Raw genomic sequence first — 16,870 nt, 5'->3', positions numbered from 1 at the left:
TGTCGGCCGGTCAACCGAGGACGGTGGTAATCACGTAGCGTTCGCCCTTTTCCACCATGCCGCCGCGATGCACGCCCTTGGTGTCGAACAGAACGATAGAGCCCTTGCCAGCGGTGATCTGCCATGTGCCCTTCCGGATCTCTCCGGCAAGGCGGCTGTCGTCGGGCAGATCGTTCCCGAAAGACCCTTTCTGTCGCAACTTGCCCGGCAGTGCAGCGAAGCGACGGCGCGCATCCGGTCCGGTGCCGGACAGACCGTTGTGATCGTTGGCCTCGGCGATCATGTCATCGACGCGTGACATGTTCAGCCTGTTGGAACCAACTACGTACGAGAATGGACCGTTTTCCGGCCCGACATCCGTCATGTAGAAGATCGCCTTGAGATCGCCGCCAGACGCATCGCGGTGAAAGTAGGCGGAGTCCGGCAGTTTCATGCCCTTCATGTCCGGGAAGATGCTGCGCCAGAAACTGTCGCTCGGATCGTTGATCTGCGGGTTCACGTCGATCAGTCGCGCATCCCGGCCCAAGTACTGGCTGGTCGCATCGAGGATGCCCGATTTCTCCAGAATGTCGTTGATCGCGTCGTAGAGCTGCTGGCCGTGCTCGCGCGCGTCTACATTGCTGCGCGATTCTTCGAAGGCCCGGTCGTCACCGGCAGTCTTCGCGCGGCGGTCTTCCAAGCGTGCGAAATGCGGCCGTGCCAGCATCTCGATCTCGGCGAAAAGGTCCTCGCGGACCTGCACCACGCACACGCCGTCACGGTCAAGCGTTTCGAACACCTCGGTGCGGGGGCGCGCAAGTCGCTCACCGCTGTGCAACCCCAGCGCGTTCCGGCCAGCGGTTCCGGCCAGCTTCAGACATTCCCCGACCGAACGCGGCTTGCGGGTTTCAACAGGGATCATGGAATAGCGGGTGATCCGTTTTACCATGAGGGGCAGCATCCCGCGCACGAACTGCAGCGCGGCCTTGGCGCGGAGCCCGACACCGGCAGACCCGACAAACGCGGCGTAGGCCGGGTGCGCCTTGTAATCGACAAGATCGCGCGACCATTTCAGCGCGGGATCGAAGCGGGTCACGGTCGAGGGCTTGTCCAGAACGTCGAAGTCCAAGGAACTCATGCCACCTCCATCAAGCTATGCGGTTTGATTTGTGGGTAGCACCGATCAACCTGCATCATCAAGGCGCTGTTTCAGCGTGGCGGCCTTGATTTCCTTCAGGCTGGCGACCTCGCGTCCCAGAATTCGCCCAAGCGCCGTGGCCCCTTCGGACGGATTGGAGGGATCGAACCCCTTGAACGAGAAGAAGTCGCACGGAAAGCTGCCGCGGAGCAGGTTGGCCACGATCCGCCGCTGGCGCGAAGGCAGATCTTCGACCTCGGGAAACGCTTCCACAAGCTCGGGCAGGCGAGGCACCTGAGCGCGGTTCTCCAGCAGGATGAAGTCGTCGTCCGTAGTGTAGTAATTGCGCGTGGTGACAGATTTCGCACCTGCCAGCGCCGCCTGAAGCCCCAGCGTGCCGGTGCAGGTGAAGTTCACGCCGCACAGGCTAAGCGCTTCCATGCCGCTGACCTCGTAGGGCAGGAACACCACGTTCGGCAACGCCAGAAGGCGGCGGATCAGGCCGGTCTGCCGGAACCCGAATTGCAGAGGGTGGTCTTTCACCAGAACGGTGTAGCCCGCCGCGGAAAACGCCTCGGCGGCCTCGACCACCAGATCCTCGTGTTCAATCAATTCAAGATCGTGGATCCAGTAGTCGATCGAGGCTTCCGGGAACAGCTGAAGCCCGAACAGGACCCGGCGCTTCTTCGGGAAGGCGTCGATCTTTTCGCGCCAGCCGTAGTCGACCATCCGGGTGATCACGCGATCCGACAGCGTCGGCTTGTGTCCGAGAAAGCTTTGCGCATCGAGATAGTGCAGGTTCAGCCGGTCCCCCTTCCAAAGCGAGATCAGCCAGAAAACGAAGCCCCGCAGCCGGAAATAGCCGAACACCTTCAGGAATCGCAATTGGTTGAAGTTGGCGACCCCCTGTACGTAGGAAGGAGTGAAGAGAGGCGTTGCCAGCGCCTGCACGTGCCGGTCGACCTCTGCCGGGTCGGGTTCGGGTCCGTGCCTGCACAGGACGCCCTTCTGCATCAACATCGACATATCCGGGATCGCCGACACGGTCAGTTCGTAGAACGGGATGCCACGGCGCCGGGCGATGATCGAAAGAACATCCGAAACATATCGGTCTATAGGGAAACTGACGATGACATCCGGCCGCGTCCGATCCAGTACTGACTGAAAGGCTTCTGCCATCGCAAGCGTCATGGCCGCTGCGCGGCGCACGCTGAGGAACCGCAGCACCCTGCAGCGGGCTCGGATCTCGGCGAGGTCGTCCTCGTCAAGCAGATCCGAAGCGGTGGCGCTGGCCCTGTAGAACGCGGCCTGATGCGCCTTGAAGTCGTCCACCACGCAGAAATCGCCCTCGCCGGGCAGGTCCGACACCGTGAAGCTGCGGTCGAACCCCATGTTTTGGCCAAGGTGACGGAACCATGGTTCGGTGCGGTGGATCGAATAGATCAGCACGGTTCCCTTGCGATCATCTGACATGTGAATACTCCGTCATGAGGCGGGCCAGCCGGATCCGGGTGAGCAGAAGGTAGGCGCTTGCGCCCAGTCCCGTGGCCGCTATCAGGCCGGGAATGCCGAACCAGATCGTCAAGCCAACCATAAATGGGAAGCCGATGGCGAAGGACAGGATCTGCGCGCGGAACACGAACCCTTCGCGATGCAGCGCGTTGAAGACCAGCCCGTTCAGGTCAGCCCGCGCGCGAATGGCGGACACGCCCAGGAGGCCGAGGAAAAACGATTGTTCGAGGTGGTATCGTTGTTCCAGCGCGCCTCCAGTCGCCCAAAGAAGCGCCGCGCCGCAGGTTGCAGCAAGCCCCCAGAACACAAGCACGTTCAGGTATTCGCGCCGCACGATCCGCGCCAGTTGCGCCGGGCTTCCGTCCCGTCCCTGCACGAACACCTTGGGCATGATGCGATTGTAGAACGCAATGTTGAATACCTGGTACAGCATCGAGACAAGCATAACGTGTCTGAAAAACACTCCCGCCTGTTCGAGCGAGAGCAAACCGCCCACCAGCAGCCGGTCGGCCTGCAGCGTCAGCACAGCCGTCAGGCCCAGCAGGAAATGCGTTCGCGATGCGCGGTATTGCGGCGCTAGCTCGCCCAAAAGGCCCGGTGAAGGCTCCTGCGATGGCGTGCATACGCGCAGACGGAGCCAGATCCGGGCGATCACCGCCAGCCCCGCCAGCGATCCGGCGGCCCAAAGCGCGATCACCTTGGTCAGCGTCAGCTCCGGCCAGAACAATGCCACCAACAGCACACCGCCCGCGATGCAGGTGTTCTTGACCACCGTCACGGTCAGCATTGGGCGATAGCGCGGTTCTACCATCGCCATGTGGTAGGCAAGGTTCATCAATTGCTCGGCGGTGGCGATAACGAGGCACATCGTGATGACCGCCGGAGAAGCTTCGACCATCAGTGCAAGCGCGGCGACGAAAACGGGCAGCACCAGCAGGTAGTTCACGCCGAACAGCAGGAGCGACCCGGCGACGCCGCGGTCGAATTCTGCCGCAGGTCGACCTGCCATGCCGCGCAAAAGATCGAGGTGCCTTTCGTAGCCGATGGCAAAGGACGCGAGCCCCTGGAGTGTGACCAGAAGCCCGAACTGGCCGGCCTGCGCCACATCCAGCGTATAGATCGTGAACACCACGAAAACCGCGCGGCTGCCGACTTCGAGGAACTTGAAGAGGACGACGAACATGCAGCCTGCCTTACCAGGCCGTCCAGCCACCATCCGCGGCAAGGACCTGCCCGGTGATGTAGCTCGCTTCATCGGAAGCCAGAAAAACGGCGGGACCGACGATTTCGCGCGCTTCGGCCATTCGCTCCATTGGCGTGCGGCTGGCATAGTTCTGCTGGAAAACGCCGTTCTGCCCACTTGCAACACCGCCGGGAACAAGGCAGTTGGCGCGGATGCCTCGAGGACCCCAATGCGTGGCGAGCCATTTCGTCAAACCCACGACTGCCGCCTTCGACGCGGAGTAGACGGCGGGCGTATTGATCGGCCCGCCGAGGTAGTCCGACCCTTCGTAGATCCGCGGGTCCGGTCCGACCAACCCGTAGATCGAGGCGATGTTGATCACAGACCCGCCACCGCCCTGCGCAAGGAACTGCCGCCCGGCTGCCTGAGACATCAGGAACATCCCGTCAACATTCACTGCCATCACGTCACGCCAGATGTCGAGATCGTAGTCCTCGAACGGAGTGAAGAACGCGCGCACGTCGCGCGACTTGGACGCCGCGTTGTTCACCAGCACATCAAGCCGTCCGGTCCGGCCCGTCACGCTTTCCATCGCCTCGCGGACGGATTCTGGCGAGGTGATGTCGCAGGCGATGCCAAAGGACGTGCCGCCGATTTCCTCGGCGGCTGCGCCGGTCATGTCGGCATCGCGGTCCAGTACGGCGACAGTTGCGCCGACATCGGCAAAGCCGCGGCAGAAATTTCGGCCGAGAATCCCGGCGCCGCCGGTCACGATCACGGTCTTGCCGGACAGATCCAGCCCTGGGCGCGATTCGGTCAAGAGTCTTTCCTCTGTGGACGCGGGTCGGCCGGACCAACCCGGGATAAGCGGCCCTAGTTGACCTTGCGGAATACGGGCTTTACCGCGTCACCGTCTAGGAACCGGGCCGGATCGCCGTCAAGGGCGGCGGCATAGGTATCGAGCGCGGCCGCGGCGGCCGTTAGCGTTTGGTCGAGTTCCGGATCTCCATGCGCAAGCGAGACGGAGATCCACGGGATCATCACGCCGTTGCGCAGCATTTCCTGGCTGAATATCGTGCGCATCACCGGGCTTGGCTGTCCCGCCGCATCCCGCGTCACATAGTTCAGCGCGACCGCTGGACCTTCAAGCACAAAGTGTTCAGCGATGCCCCGTTCCGCCGCAAGACCGCGCAGTCCATCGCGTAGCGCTGCGCCATAGTCCCAAAGATGCGTCGGCACGTCCTCTTCCTCGCACAGACGGGACGCGGCCAGGAACGCGCCCAGCGACGGCATTTCCCCGCCATGCGTGGACGATAGCAGGAACGTGCGTTCCATTCCGGGGCGGTTGATCGCACCGACCTCCATGTATTCCGCCTTGCCGCCGACCGCGGCCAGCGGGAACCCGTTGGCCATTGCCTTCCCGAAGGTCACGAGGTCCGGGGTGACGCCGAAGAAATGCTGCGCTCCCTTTACGTGCCAGCGAAAGCCGGTGATCATCTCGTCCAGGATGAACAGCGCGCCGTTGGCATGGGCCAGCGCCCGGACCTTCTGCAGGAAATTCTCGCTCGTGTTCGGGCAGGCCGCGCAGGCTGTGCGAGGCCAGGTCACCGGGCAGTCGCCGGGGCAGGGGGTCAGGTGGGTCGCCGGTTCAAGCATGACCGCCGCGATCTGGTCGGGATAGGCTGTGAACAGCGCCTCGAGCGAAGCGCTATCGTTGTAATCGAACAGCAGCGTCGTTTCGGCATGTTCCGCCAGCACACCGCGCTTGATCGCGGTCGCGCCGATGAACCAGTCGTCGAACGAGAAGAACGGATGCTGGCGCGGCACGCACACATAGCGGCGGCGCGTGTGGGCGCGCGCGATCTTGACGGCGGCGGTCGTCACGTTGGACCCGTTCTTGGCGAACTTGACCATCTCGACAGCCGGGATCAGATCGTTTAGCCGTTCGGCAGCGTGCAGTTCTGTCATCGACGCGCGCGTCAGCCCGACGCCCTTGCCGATCTCCGCTATGGCCGCTGCATTGACCGCAGGGTGGGCATAGCCCAGCGTCACCGACCGCAGCGCCATGCCATAGTCGAGATACCGGTTGCCGTCAGTGTCCCAGACATAGGCGCCTTCGCCCCGTTCCAGCAACGCAGGCGCGCAGGCAGGGAACTGATCGTCGCCGCGGGAATATGTATGCGCTCCTCCAGGAATGACCGCGTGAAGGCGTTGGCGCAGGCTCTGGTTGTCGGTCTTGTCGCGGGACATGGCGAAGGCTCCTCAAGCGATGTTGCGCCATAGCGGAAAGGGCGAGGTGTTGGGTTTCATCCTGGTATGGCCGGGTCGGCCTATAACGAGCGTGCCGTCGGGGATCTCCGCGTCCAGCACGAGCGTTTCGGCGGCAAGCTGGCAGTGCGCTCCCACGACACTGGACCCCAGAACGCTGGCACCGGGGCGCAGAGTGACGTGTCGGCCGAGGCGCGGATAGACGTCGTGATTGGAGCCGATGCCGCAGCGCTGATAGGCGACGAAATAGTCCTGATAGCTGCCCCGACCGAGCACGGTGCCCAGCGGATGTACCAGCAGGAATACGTCAGGCAGCGCCACCTCGTAGAAGATATCGCAGCCGTGCAGCGCCTTGTTGAGCAGGAACAGCTTACTGCACACCTGCGTGTCGCCCCGCTGGCGGAACAGTTCGTTCGACAGCATGTACAGCCACATCGCATACTGGTCGCCATGCAGATGGCTGAACACTGACTGGGTGCCATCAAAGAAATACCGGTTGCCGACCTGCGCGAAGCAATGGCCCAGCCGGGCCAGCGCCGAGGGCACTGCACCACGAAGATCTTCCGCCGTGACTGGCTGCGGGTCCGGGAAATGCGTGTTGCACTGTGCAGCGGCGTAGTCAGCAAGCTGGTCCGGATCCAGCGAAGCGCGCAGATCCCGCGGCACCGTCATGACCGGCTGCCGTGTTGCGAGCGGACGTTGCACCCGTTGGTTGACAGGTAGCTGCGCACCTTGATCGGGCTTTGGTCTGTGAACAGGAACATGGACGAGATCGTGATGGCCGAGGCGCCCGCATCCAGCGCGTCCATGCAGTGCTTCAGCGTGCCCGCGCCGCTGGATGCGATCAGCGGCTTGTCGAGCCGGTTCGCCAGCGACGCGATCATGTCCAGATCGTAGCCATCCATCGTCCCGTCCCGGTCGATGGAGGTCATCATGATCTCGCCCGCATGGGCGTCTTCCATCCGAAGCGCCCAGTCCACCGCGTCCAGATCCGTCGGTTCGGTGCCGCAGCGGGTGTGCACCTTCGCCCCGTCCGGGCCGCTGCGATAATCGATGGCGACCACGATACACTGGTCGCCGAACCGCGACGCAGCGCGCGTGATAAAGCCCGGATCGGCGATCGCGGAGGAATTGATAGCGACCTTGTCGGCTCCGGACTTCAGCAAGTCCTCGATCTGGCCAAGAGTCGTGATCCCGCCGCCAACGGTCAGCGGCATGAACACCTCTTCGGATACCCTTTCGATGATCCGCCCGTTGGCCGGACGGCCTTGCAGCGTTGCATCGATATCGAGAAATATCATCTCGTCCACGCCATAGCTGTCATAAACCTTGGCGGTGGATACCGGGTTGCCGGCCTCGCGCCAGCCCCCGAAGAACTCGATCCCTTTCACGAGCCGCCCGTCGCGGATCAGGAACTTGGGAATGATGCGCTTCTTGAGCACTCAGAAGTCCCTTTCCATCCAGTTCTGCAGGATCTGCAAGCCGTTGTCCTGGCTTTTTTCGGGGTGAAACTGGGTCGCAACGATGTGGTCGCGGGCCACCGCCGCGGTCACGGTCTGCGCATGATGCGTCGTGGCGATCACGTCAGCCGCATTCCGGCACTTCATATGGAACGAATGGACGAAATAAACGTCGTTCCCCTTCGCGGGCAGACCGCGGAACAACCATCCATCGCCGACCGGGTCGAGGCGGTTCCAGCCGACCTGCGGCACCTTCGCATCTGGGGTCGAGACCATTGGTACGACATCGGCATCGAACCAGCCCAAGCCGCTGTGGTGGCCGTGTTCGTGGCTCGTGGCGGCCATCAGTTGCATCCCGAGGCAGATGCCCAGCACCGGCTTGCGGTTTTGCAGGACCTGTTCGTTAAGCGGCGCCTCAAGGCCGAGTGACCGGATCAGGTCGATCGCGTCGCCGAACGCGCCCACCCCCGGCAGCACGATCCGGTCCGCCGACGCGAAGTCGGCCGGATCGCGGCTGATCTCTGCGTCATAGCCAAGGAAGTCGAAGGCGTTGGACAGCGAACGGACGTTGCCCATGCCATAATCGACAATCACGATCATCTACTTGTCCTCGGCCTTCTCCCCGGTCCGCACACGTCCCCAAGTCTTGTCCTCCGGACCCAGTGGAACATCGCTCAGGTCGGTCCGGTCCCATTTGTCGAAGTCGTAAGGCACCGGCCCAGTCTCGACCTTGGAGCGGTCGAATTCCCACGGATGGATCGCGAGAGGGCGCAGGTATTCGTAATACTCGTCCTCGGTCATGCCGAGGATCTCGAGAAACCAGTCCATCGACGCGGGGCGTTTGCCGTCATACTGCGCCTCCAGGCGCAGCGCTTCCTCCCGGGTCTTGCGGCCGTGCCTGATATCGATCGACATCAGGTGATTGGTCCGCCCGTAGCCCCGCTTCACGAACTTCGAATAGTCGCGCATGCCTTGGAAGGTGCATTCGACCTTCTCATAGTGATACTCCGGCGGCACCCCTTCGACCTCGTGACCGAACCAGTCCAGTTCCTTGCCAATCAGTTCCACATTGGCGCGCGTGTCCCACTGGATGTAATTTCCAAGGCAGATTGACCGCACTTTGAGACGCATCAGGTCCTTGCGCTTCGGATAGCTGAACATCCACAGGTCCCGCATCTCGACCCGGCCACCGAGGAACTCGTACATGTCGTCGGCCGTGATGCCCTGGTTCATCAGGCGGTTAAACCGCTTCTCGTCGACTTCCTCCATCTCCTCAAAGGTGTACCAGCTGTGGTATTCAGCGGTGCTTTCACCCCAAAACAACAGGGGCACCTCGAACCGCACGGCCATGTGCATGACGCCGGCATAGATGCCGGTATGGCAGTGCCAGCAGAAATCGCCCCTGCGCTTGAAGCTTTCCAGCATCAACTCGCGGACCACGTGGAAGGACGGCTGGAACTCGATCACGTCGACGCCGAGCTTTTTGAAAACCATCGTGTTGTTCTCTTCCACCTTGGGCCGGTAGCCCCAGTGGTTGAAGCGCACGACCAGCGGCTTCAGCTTCAGCTTGCGCACGATGTACCAAAGCTGGAACACGCTGTCCTTGCCGCCGGAGAACGGCACGATGCAGTCGTAGACACCCTTCCCGGCATATTCGTCGATCAGGGCGTCAAGCTGGCGCTGGCGGTCCTCCCAATCGATCGCATCGGCCTTGTATTCCGACTGCCGACACACGCTGCAGACGCCGTCCTCGTCGAAGGTCAGCGTATCCACGGTCTCCACGTTCAGGCAGCGGGTACATCTCTTCATGGCGTGTCTCCTTCGGACAGGGCTTGGTCCGCCCGGTGTCTCATGATGGCCTCGATACAAAGGAAATCGACAAGGTCATCGACTTCCAGTGCCTTGATGCGGTCTGTCTGAATTCCCAGCGTGGCGTCATGGCAAAAGCCGCCTTCGCGGCGAATTGCCTCTGTCGTGGACAGGTAGAAACTTCCGTCCAGCGCGAAGACCGGATCCAGGTCCTGCCGTCTGGGAAGCGCCCCAAACCCGCCGCCGCCCAGAGGCGAGATGCGCCCCGTGGCCGAATCGCGTCGCACTGCGAAGGCCGGGTGTTGTGTTTCGAGCGCGGTCACCCCGACCGCCGCCGACATGGCGGGCTGTGCCGCCAGCGCGGCAAGCGCCGCGTCGATGTCGCCGCTGTCCGTCATCGGCGAAGTCGGCTCCAGCAACACCAAAATGTCGAACCGGTCTCCAGCCGCCTCGAGGTGATCGAGCATGTGGAGGATGAACGCGATACTGGGAGCCGTGTCGGTTGCCAGCTCGGCGGGACGCAGGCAGGGGACTTCGGCGCCGTGGCCCTGTCCGATCTCTGCATAACGCGGCGAGTCGGTGGACAGCACCACGCGGTCCACATGGGCGGACCCGCGCGCGGCCTCGATCGGCCAGGCCAACAGCGGCTTGCCCAGCAGGGGCCGGATGTTCTTGTCCGGCAACCCCTTGGATCCGGCCCGGGCCGGGATCAGAGCCAGAACGCGCTTGCCGTCGATCATCGCTATCTCGTTGCCATCAGGTCGGGCGCCTTCACGAACCGACCGCGCGCGCGCTGCATCAGCCGGTCGGCGGTCTTCAGACCGTAGAACCTGATCGGGGAACAGCTGATTCCGTGCTTGGACTGCGCGGCTCGGATCTCGCGGTTCTGTTTGAGGATGGAGGACATATTGCCGCCCGTCGCCCCGCCGGACCGCATCCGGACCCAGATCTCGGGGACGTAAACCGACGTCACCTCGTGCGTGTAGAACGTGCGAAGCAAAAATTCGTAGTCCGCCGCAAGCCGGTAGGACAGATCGAAATTTCCGACGCGGTCATAGACGCTGCGCCGCAGGAACACGGTCGGATGCGCGGGAATGAACCCACTGCGCAGCGCGGACTTGGTGATTGGCTTGGAATGCCAGTGGCGTTCGATCTGATCCGTCCGCTCAGGGTTCACATAAACCAGATCTGCATGGCAGGCGTCCACGGCGGGGTCTTCGAACACCTCCATCACCCGTGAGGCCACAGAGGCCGAGGCATAGTAGTCGTCCGAGTTGATGAAGCCCACGACCTCTCCCGTGGCATGGGTCAGGCCCTTGTTGTAGGCGTCGTAAATTCCCTTGTCCGGCTCGCTTACGATGCTTTCGATGCGGCGGCCTTCCGCGCGGCAGATGTCCACCGTGTCGTCGCGCGATGCGCCGTCGATGATGATATGCTCAATGTCCGGATAATCCTGAAGATTAACAGACCGGATCGTGTCGGCCACCGTGGCGGCGCTGTTGTAGCAGGCGGTCAGAAGCGTCAGTCTGGTCATGGTCAATTGTCCCCCGCGCGCCGGACGGGACGCGACATCGGAATGCCTGCACTGTCCTTGGCGGACAACTGGATGGCACCCAGGTTCAGCGCGTCACGCAAGGTGTCCGCCACGTTGTAGCTTTCTTCGGCGGCCTCGTCATAGCGCCCGTCGCAGAAGTATTCGAATTCGACATCGGTCAGCGCGTAGAACCCATGAGCATAGCGCGCATTGATATGCACCCAGTCTGTTTCCGGTGTGATCTCGCGATACCAGATGACGCCGTCCGAATCGTCGGGATCGGTCACGAAGTCGTAAATCCGCCCGGATAAGACTCGGATGATCTTTTCCTGCAAGGAGGGGGCTGCCTGCCGGTGCAGGCCGCGAAAGACGCCTTGGACAGAACTCGACCGTTTGAGCACGACATTCCCCTGCTCGTAGAGGATGCGGATCCTGCCGCGCTCGTCCCCCAGCGTCACGGGCGCGTCCAAAAGGCGGGCAAAGGGCGCTTGGGTTTGTGACATCTTCATGTGCTCCAAGGTCTGCACGTGGCCCTCCGATATGGCCAAGGGCTTCGGGTGGCAAGCCGAATGGACGATCTGCCCCGTGGCGGACTGCCCCGTCCGCCTAGCCCTCGATGGCGACCGGCAATTCCAGACCGTGTTCGCGGATCAGCGCATGGCGGCGGGCCGATCGCAGATCCTCCGCCACCATTTCCGCGCACATCTGCTGTGCCGTGATCTCGGGCTGCCAACCCAGTTTCTCGCGCGCCTTCGACGGATCGCCCAAAAGCGTCTCGACCTCCGCAGGACGGAAGTAGCGTGGGTCTATGCGCAATATCACGTCGCCCGGCTTCACCGCCGGCGCGTCGCTGCCGGTCACGCTCTCAACGATGCCGATCTCGTCGGTCCCGGTGCCCTCGAACCGCAGGGTGATTCCCAGCGCGCGGGTCGTCCAGTCGATGAATTCGCGCACGGAATACTGCACGCCGGTCGCGATCACGTAGTCCTCTGGCTCGTCCTGCTGCAGCATCATCCACTGCATCCGCACAAAATCCTTCGCATGGCCCCAGTCGCGCAGCGCATCGATATTGCCAAGGTAGACGCAGGACTCCAGTCCCTGCGCGATGTTGCAGAAGCCGCGCGTGATCTTGCGGGTCACGAAGGTCTCACCGCGCCTGGGAGATTCGTGGTTGAACAGGATGCCGTTCGAGGCGTGCATGCCATAGGCTTCACGATAGTTCACCGTGATCCAGTATGCATAGAGCTTGGCCACCGCATATGGGCTGCGCGGATGGAATGGCGTCGTTTCGCTTTGCGGGGTTTCCTGCACAAGGCCATAAAGTTCCGAGGTCGACGCCTGATAGAATCGAGTCTTGCGTTCGAGCCCGATGAAGCGGATCGCCTCCAGCAGGCGAAGCGTTCCGATCGCGTCCACATCGGCGGTGTATTCGGGCGCCTCGAAACTTACCGCGACATGAGACTGTGCGCCAAGGTTGTAGACCTCGTCGGGTTCGATCTGCTCAATGATGCGCGTCAGATTGGAGCTGTCGGTCAGATCGCCGTAATGCAGTTTGAGCCGCTGGTGGCTTTCGTGCGGATCCTGGTAGATGTGGTCGATCCGCTGCGTGTTGAACAGCGAGGACCGGCGCTTGATTCCGTGAACCTCGTAGCCCTTGGCCAAAAGGAATTCGGCAAGGTACGACCCGTCCTGTCCCGTCACCCCGGTGATCAGCGCCCGTTTGGTCATGATGACTCCAATTCTGTTGCCCCTTCGGACGGCATTGCCTCGGGCAGACGCAAGATCATCTGCCGCGAACACCGATGCAGCTGGGAGCGGATATTTTCGTGTAGATACGCCGCGATGAAGAGACAGGGCAACCGGCAACCGACCGCGGGGCGGCAGGTGATGCAGTTCGGCCAATGCGCCACTGTTCTGGGCCCAATGCTAGGCGACGGCAACGGGGCGCGGCGCAACCTCAGGCGGCAGGTCACGTCGGGGTCATCACCCTGCGCCGACGATCTCCGCAAGGCGGCGGGCATCGGACACCGAGCGTTGCAGCCGCTCGAGCCGCGCGGCATCGTCCGGGGCGGTGACCTCGCGGTTGACAACCTCAGTCACCTCCGCGCTCACCTCCGGCGCAAGGTTCCGGCCTGCGGCAGCGGCTTCGGCTTGCGCGTCGGCCAACGCCCGGCGCGACCGGGCCCATTGCTCTTCCCAAAGCCTCATTTCCTCGGCCGAGGGAATGGCCGTCGTCGCCGCAATGGACGGTTCGGCGGGCCGGGACTGCCAGCCCGTGCGCGGAGCCTGCTCCGTGGCCGGTGCCGTCTCGCTCCAACCTGAGCGCCATCCCGTATTTGCGTTGCCGTCGCCGCCGGACCAGTCCGGCCACCCACATCCGCCCAGCAGCGCCAGCACCGCAAGCACGATCGCACACGCCCGTGTCATCGTTCAGAACTCCTTCAGCATCGCGGCCAGCCACGCATACGAGCCATCGGGCGCCGTGCGAGCCATCCGCAGGTGATCGTGGAACATCCGGGCATCGCTCAGTGCCCGGTCAGACAGACGCGTGATCCCCCGGCTGGAGGCGAAACGCGGCTGCGCGGCTTCAGTCATCCAATCGGCGAGGTGCCGCACCGTCAGCGTGACGAGATCGCCGTAATAGGTTCGGCTTTGGTCAAGATCGGCGGCGACCTCCAGCCGGATCTGGCCGATCCGCCCGAGATCCGCGCGCATCGTTTCCAGCGCGTTCTGCGCCGCCGGATCGTCCGCGAAATCAGCCTCGGCGATGCGAAGGTTTTCCGCCGATGCCCGGTAGCCCTCGTCCACCGACGCGAAGCGGCGCAGGTCGGTCTGCAGAATGCCTGCAGTATAGGTGCCCACGAAGGTTGCCGTGCGGGCCGCCTCGCGCATCAGGGTGGAGAAATCGCCCGCTCCGCCTGGCTGTACCGACCGCCACAGCGCGAAGGCCTGCCGGATGCGCCCGGGGCCAACCTCAACCGCGCCCGGCACGACATAGCCGATCATTTCCAGCGCCGCGCGTGCATCGGCGAGTTGCTCGGCCGTAAGCGGCACCTCGTGCGCGGCGGGCAGCGCGGCGCCCTGCAACTCGTCGATCCGCAGCCCAGCCACGATCCGGTAGATGCCCTCCGGAAACCGGCCGAGATAATCGCTGTAGCCCTCGACCGTCTGTGCCGCGACTGCGGCGCGCCAAATCCGTACCTCGTCATCCGGCGTACGCTCCGGCGGCGCGGCGGCTAGGTAATGCTCGCCCAGAACGGCCTCCTCGACCCAAGGCACCTGCTGTCCACCCGTCGCGCGCACGACCTGCTGGCGGACCCGGCCGAACATGACCCGCACGTCGATGCCCGGTGTCGCGACGTGATCCAGCAGCGCCTCTGTGAAGGTGCTGTTGTCGCCGAACCCGTCGGTGGCCACGTTGCCCGGATCGGTGGCGTAGGCGACCAGCGTGCCGAGCCCGCCCGACACCGGCGAAAGGCCCGCCCGGCCGACCTGCGCCGCGCCGAGCGGGTTGTCGCGGCAGGCGTCCAGTACCACCAGCGCAAGGTCCGCCCCGGCGCTTTCGACCGCATCCAGAACCTCGGTCAGCGTGACGCTGGACCCGGCGACCGCTGCGGCGGACAACTCGGGCAGATCGACTCCGATCATCAGGTTCTCGCTGCCGACCTGAACCGCATGCCCGGCGAAGAACACCAGCGCAACCTCGGCCTCCTGTGCCGCGCGGCGCAGCCAGTCCAGCGCCTCTCTCATCGCCGGGCGGCCAAGGTCCACCTCGGCGCGGACTTCGAACCCGAGTTCGGTCAGCGCAGTGTCCAGCGCCCGCACATCGTTGGCGGGGTTGCGCAGCCCAAGCGCATCGTCGGCATACCCGCCATTGCCGATCAGCAGCGCGACGCGATCCTGTGCCGCAGCAAGGCAGGGCAGGGCGCACAGGAAAAGAAGGATCGGCAGGGCGCGGCGCATGGTGGGATCTCCAGTCGGCGGTCTCGATGACCATGCAGCACGACCCGCCCGCGTCAAGGTCGGGTTTGCCGATGCCGCGTGCCGCCGCCTCGCGGCAAGCGCCGGGCCTGCTCCGGGCCGCTCTCCTGCGGCGATGGCGCGTGCTGGTCCGGGCGGGGCAGCACACGCGCTACCGCGGGTCCTCCGGCGCTTGGCCCGCGAGTAACCGCGCGGCCATGTCTTCCGCCGCGGCCAGCGCACCCTCCATCAGCCCGCCCGCCTCGGGCGCGGTTTCGCTCGCCGCGATGTGAACCCGGCCCGCGCCTGACCACACCAGCGCCGGGACCGGACCATAGACCGGGTGCCCAGGTGGCGGGTCGCGGTCGGCGGGCACGGCCGTGAACGGTTCCTGCGCCCAGTCCTGCAGCGCGTGGAGGCGCGGATGCGCCGCCTGCGGGCCGAACAGGCGCGCCAGTTGCGCCAGCGCCGCCACAACTAGGGCGGCGTCGTTGCCCGCGCGCTGCGCGGCCGACACTCCGACGAAGCCGAACAGCGCCGCAGGACGTCCGTCCGCCCCGCTGGCGTCATGGATCTCGACCAGCGGGCCAAGTCGGCTTTGGGCGCTGCCCGAAAGGCCGGCATCGCGCCAGAACGGCCGGTCGTAGACCGCGACCAGCTTGGCATGGCCCGCCATCCAGGTCGGCACCGAACGCGCCGCGCGCAGCGCTGCGGCGTCCAGCACACCCCCTTCCGGCCCGCCCGCAAGGTCCGCCGCCAGCCGGGGAGGCAGTGCCAGCAACACCCGGCGCGCCATGCATTCTCCGCCCTGCCGAAACGTGAGCCGCCCGTCAGGTGCGACACCTGTGACCGCGTGCCCCGCATGGCAGCACGTGGCCGGCAGCCCAGCCAGCAGCCCCGCGATCAGCGCACCCATCCCGCCTTCCACCCGCAGCGTGCCCGCCATCGGCGAAATGCCGTCCAAAAGCCGCACGGCGCCGCCCGCCTCCTCCAGCACGAAATGCCCGGTATCGTGCTGCGCGAACACCCGTAAGCCGAGCGCGCGGGCCAGCGCCGCGATGCGCGGCTGACCGGGCCAGTGCCACGACGGCCCGAGGTCCACCGCCCCGCCGTCACCCGTGTCCAGCACCGCGATGCGGCCGCCGAAGCGTGGACGCGCCTCGAACAGTTGCACGTCCAACCCGGCGGCGTGGAAATGCCGGGCCAACGCCAGCCCGGTCAGCCCGCCGCCGACGATCGCCACATCTGCGGCGGCCGGGGGCTGGGCGCTCACCGCGGCTCGCCGTGCGGCGCCGCAGGGCCGCCCGCCTCAGACATCAGGGGCAACGACGAAGCGCAGGTGACCCGTCTTCATCCAGAGCGCCGCTCCCTCCTGCCCGGCGCGGGCGCGCAGCGGCGCCCCGACCGGCAGCCGCAGCCAGCCCTGCGGCTCCAGTACCTCGCCGCCGCCATCCGACAGGCTGCCCGACAGAACCAGAAGTTCCGCGCCGCCCTCAGGGTCGAGGTTCAGCGCTGCGCCCGGCGCCAGCACCATGTGGCTGACCGTCTCGCGCGCGTCTCGGTGCAGCACCGCCTGCCGCACGCCCGGCCCGGCGGGGACCAGCCCATCGACGATCGGGCGGTGGAACTGTGTGCGGTCGTCCGGGTCGAACTGCCAAAGCTTGACGAAGATCGTGCATCCGTCCCGCGACCCCGGCGTGTGCCGCGTGGTCGGCGGATTGCGCACGTAGGTGCCCGCCGGGTAGTCGCCATGCTCGTCCTGGAACACACCTTCCAGCACCAGGAATTCCTCGCCGCCGCCATGGGTATGGGGCGAAAAGCTGTGCCCCGGCGCGAAGCGCACGATGCTGGTGGCGCGGGCGACCTCGCCGCCGATCCGGTCGAGCATACGCCGTTCCACACCCGGCGACGGCGAGGCCGTCCACGGCAGCTGCCCGGCCTGCACCCGCACCGGCCGCGTGAAATCCGAATTCAGGTCCATGTGTTTTTCCTTGTGTCCGCCGCGCTCCCGCACTCTGATATCCTTG

Annotated in this window: 17 protein-coding genes; all 17 read right to left on the bottom strand. The window is 64.7% G+C overall.

Going from position 1 to position 16,870, the window contains the following annotated elements; translation table 11 throughout:
• Window positions 1-10 precede the first annotated feature (10 nt).
• The 17 genes from DKT77_RS00855 to DKT77_RS00775 all read right to left on the bottom strand — a co-directional run bounded on the left by DKT77_RS00855 (window position 11) and on the right by DKT77_RS00775 (window position 16,824).
• Window positions 11-1,117, bottom strand: a complete 1,107-nt coding sequence (locus tag DKT77_RS00855) for a phytanoyl-CoA dioxygenase family protein (protein ID WP_109809851.1) — start codon at window positions 1,115-1,117, stop codon at window positions 11-13.
• 45 nt (window positions 1,118-1,162) lie between these two features.
• On the bottom strand, window positions 1,163-2,590 hold the full coding sequence (locus DKT77_RS00850) for a hypothetical protein (protein ID WP_109809850.1): 1,428 nt from the start codon (window positions 2,588-2,590) through the stop codon (window positions 1,163-1,165).
• A complete protein-coding gene (locus DKT77_RS00845; RefSeq protein ID WP_109809849.1) occupies window positions 2,580-3,812 on the bottom strand; it encodes a lipopolysaccharide biosynthesis protein in 1,233 nt (410 codons plus the stop codon). The genes DKT77_RS00850 and DKT77_RS00845 overlap by 11 nt, the downstream gene beginning before the upstream one ends.
• A gap of 10 nt (window positions 3,813-3,822) precedes the next feature.
• Window positions 3,823-4,632 carry an SDR family oxidoreductase gene (locus DKT77_RS00840; RefSeq protein WP_109809848.1) on the bottom strand — a complete coding sequence of 270 codons (810 nt, stop codon included), beginning with the start codon at window positions 4,630-4,632 and terminating at the stop codon, window positions 3,823-3,825.
• Between the two features lie 53 nt (window positions 4,633-4,685).
• Window positions 4,686-6,062 carry a glutamate-1-semialdehyde 2,1-aminomutase gene (locus DKT77_RS00835; protein ID WP_109809847.1) on the bottom strand — a complete coding sequence of 459 codons (1,377 nt, stop codon included), beginning with the start codon at window positions 6,060-6,062 and terminating at the stop codon, window positions 4,686-4,688.
• Window positions 6,063-6,074: 12 nt separating this feature from the next.
• Entirely contained in the window at window positions 6,075-6,752 is a 678-nt protein-coding gene (locus tag DKT77_RS00830; RefSeq protein WP_109809846.1) for an LbetaH domain-containing protein, read from the bottom strand.
• Window positions 6,749-7,522 carry an imidazole glycerol phosphate synthase subunit HisF gene (gene hisF / locus DKT77_RS00825; protein WP_109809845.1) on the bottom strand — a complete coding sequence of 258 codons (774 nt, stop codon included), beginning with the start codon at window positions 7,520-7,522 and terminating at the stop codon, window positions 6,749-6,751. The genes DKT77_RS00830 and hisF overlap by 4 nt, the downstream gene beginning before the upstream one ends.
• A complete protein-coding gene (gene hisH / locus DKT77_RS00820) occupies window positions 7,523-8,140 on the bottom strand; it encodes an imidazole glycerol phosphate synthase subunit HisH (RefSeq protein ID WP_109809844.1) in 618 nt (205 codons plus the stop codon).
• Complete coding sequence (locus DKT77_RS00815; RefSeq protein WP_109809843.1) at window positions 8,141-9,349, bottom strand: N-acetyl sugar amidotransferase; 1,209 nt, start codon at window positions 9,347-9,349, stop codon at window positions 8,141-8,143.
• The gene (locus tag DKT77_RS00810; protein WP_109809842.1) at window positions 9,346-10,089 is read right to left on the bottom strand and encodes an acylneuraminate cytidylyltransferase family protein; all 744 of its coding nucleotides are present in this window, start codon (window positions 10,087-10,089) and stop codon (window positions 9,346-9,348) included. Before DKT77_RS00810 ends, DKT77_RS00815 begins: the two co-directional genes overlap by 4 nt.
• Window positions 10,090-10,091: 2 nt before the next feature.
• Window positions 10,092-10,883: a glycosyltransferase family 2 protein gene (locus tag DKT77_RS00805; RefSeq protein ID WP_109809841.1), complete on the bottom strand. Its 792-nt coding sequence runs from the start codon at window positions 10,881-10,883 to the stop codon at window positions 10,092-10,094.
• Between the two features lie 2 nt (window positions 10,884-10,885).
• On the bottom strand, window positions 10,886-11,341 hold the full coding sequence (locus DKT77_RS00800; RefSeq protein ID WP_238547591.1) for a dTDP-4-dehydrorhamnose 3,5-epimerase family protein: 456 nt from the start codon (window positions 11,339-11,341) through the stop codon (window positions 10,886-10,888).
• 148 nt (window positions 11,342-11,489) lie between these two features.
• On the bottom strand, window positions 11,490-12,611 hold the full coding sequence (gene gmd, locus DKT77_RS00795) for a GDP-mannose 4,6-dehydratase (RefSeq protein ID WP_109809839.1): 1,122 nt from the start codon (window positions 12,609-12,611) through the stop codon (window positions 11,490-11,492).
• A gap of 255 nt (window positions 12,612-12,866) precedes the next feature.
• Window positions 12,867-13,310: a hypothetical protein gene (locus tag DKT77_RS00790; protein ID WP_109809838.1), complete on the bottom strand. Its 444-nt coding sequence runs from the start codon at window positions 13,308-13,310 to the stop codon at window positions 12,867-12,869.
• Window positions 13,311-13,313: 3 nt separating this feature from the next.
• Complete coding sequence (locus DKT77_RS00785; RefSeq protein ID WP_109809837.1) at window positions 13,314-14,846, bottom strand: caspase family protein; 1,533 nt, start codon at window positions 14,844-14,846, stop codon at window positions 13,314-13,316.
• 169 nt (window positions 14,847-15,015) lie between these two features.
• Window positions 15,016-16,116 (bottom strand): flavin monoamine oxidase family protein, encoded by a 1,101-nt coding sequence (locus DKT77_RS00780; RefSeq protein WP_109809836.1) that lies wholly within the window; start codon window positions 16,114-16,116, stop codon window positions 15,016-15,018.
• A gap of 36 nt (window positions 16,117-16,152) precedes the next feature.
• A complete protein-coding gene (locus DKT77_RS00775) occupies window positions 16,153-16,824 on the bottom strand; it encodes a cupin domain-containing protein (RefSeq protein WP_109809835.1) in 672 nt (223 codons plus the stop codon).
• Window positions 16,825-16,870: the final 46 nt, after the last annotated feature.

The organism is Meridianimarinicoccus roseus (genome assembly GCF_003172915.1).
Taxonomy (GTDB): Bacteria; Pseudomonadota; Alphaproteobacteria; order Rhodobacterales; family Rhodobacteraceae; genus Meridianimarinicoccus; species Meridianimarinicoccus roseus.
The sequence above is the reverse complement of the archived record's forward strand: the minus strand, read 5'-3'. Positions and strand labels throughout refer to the sequence as shown.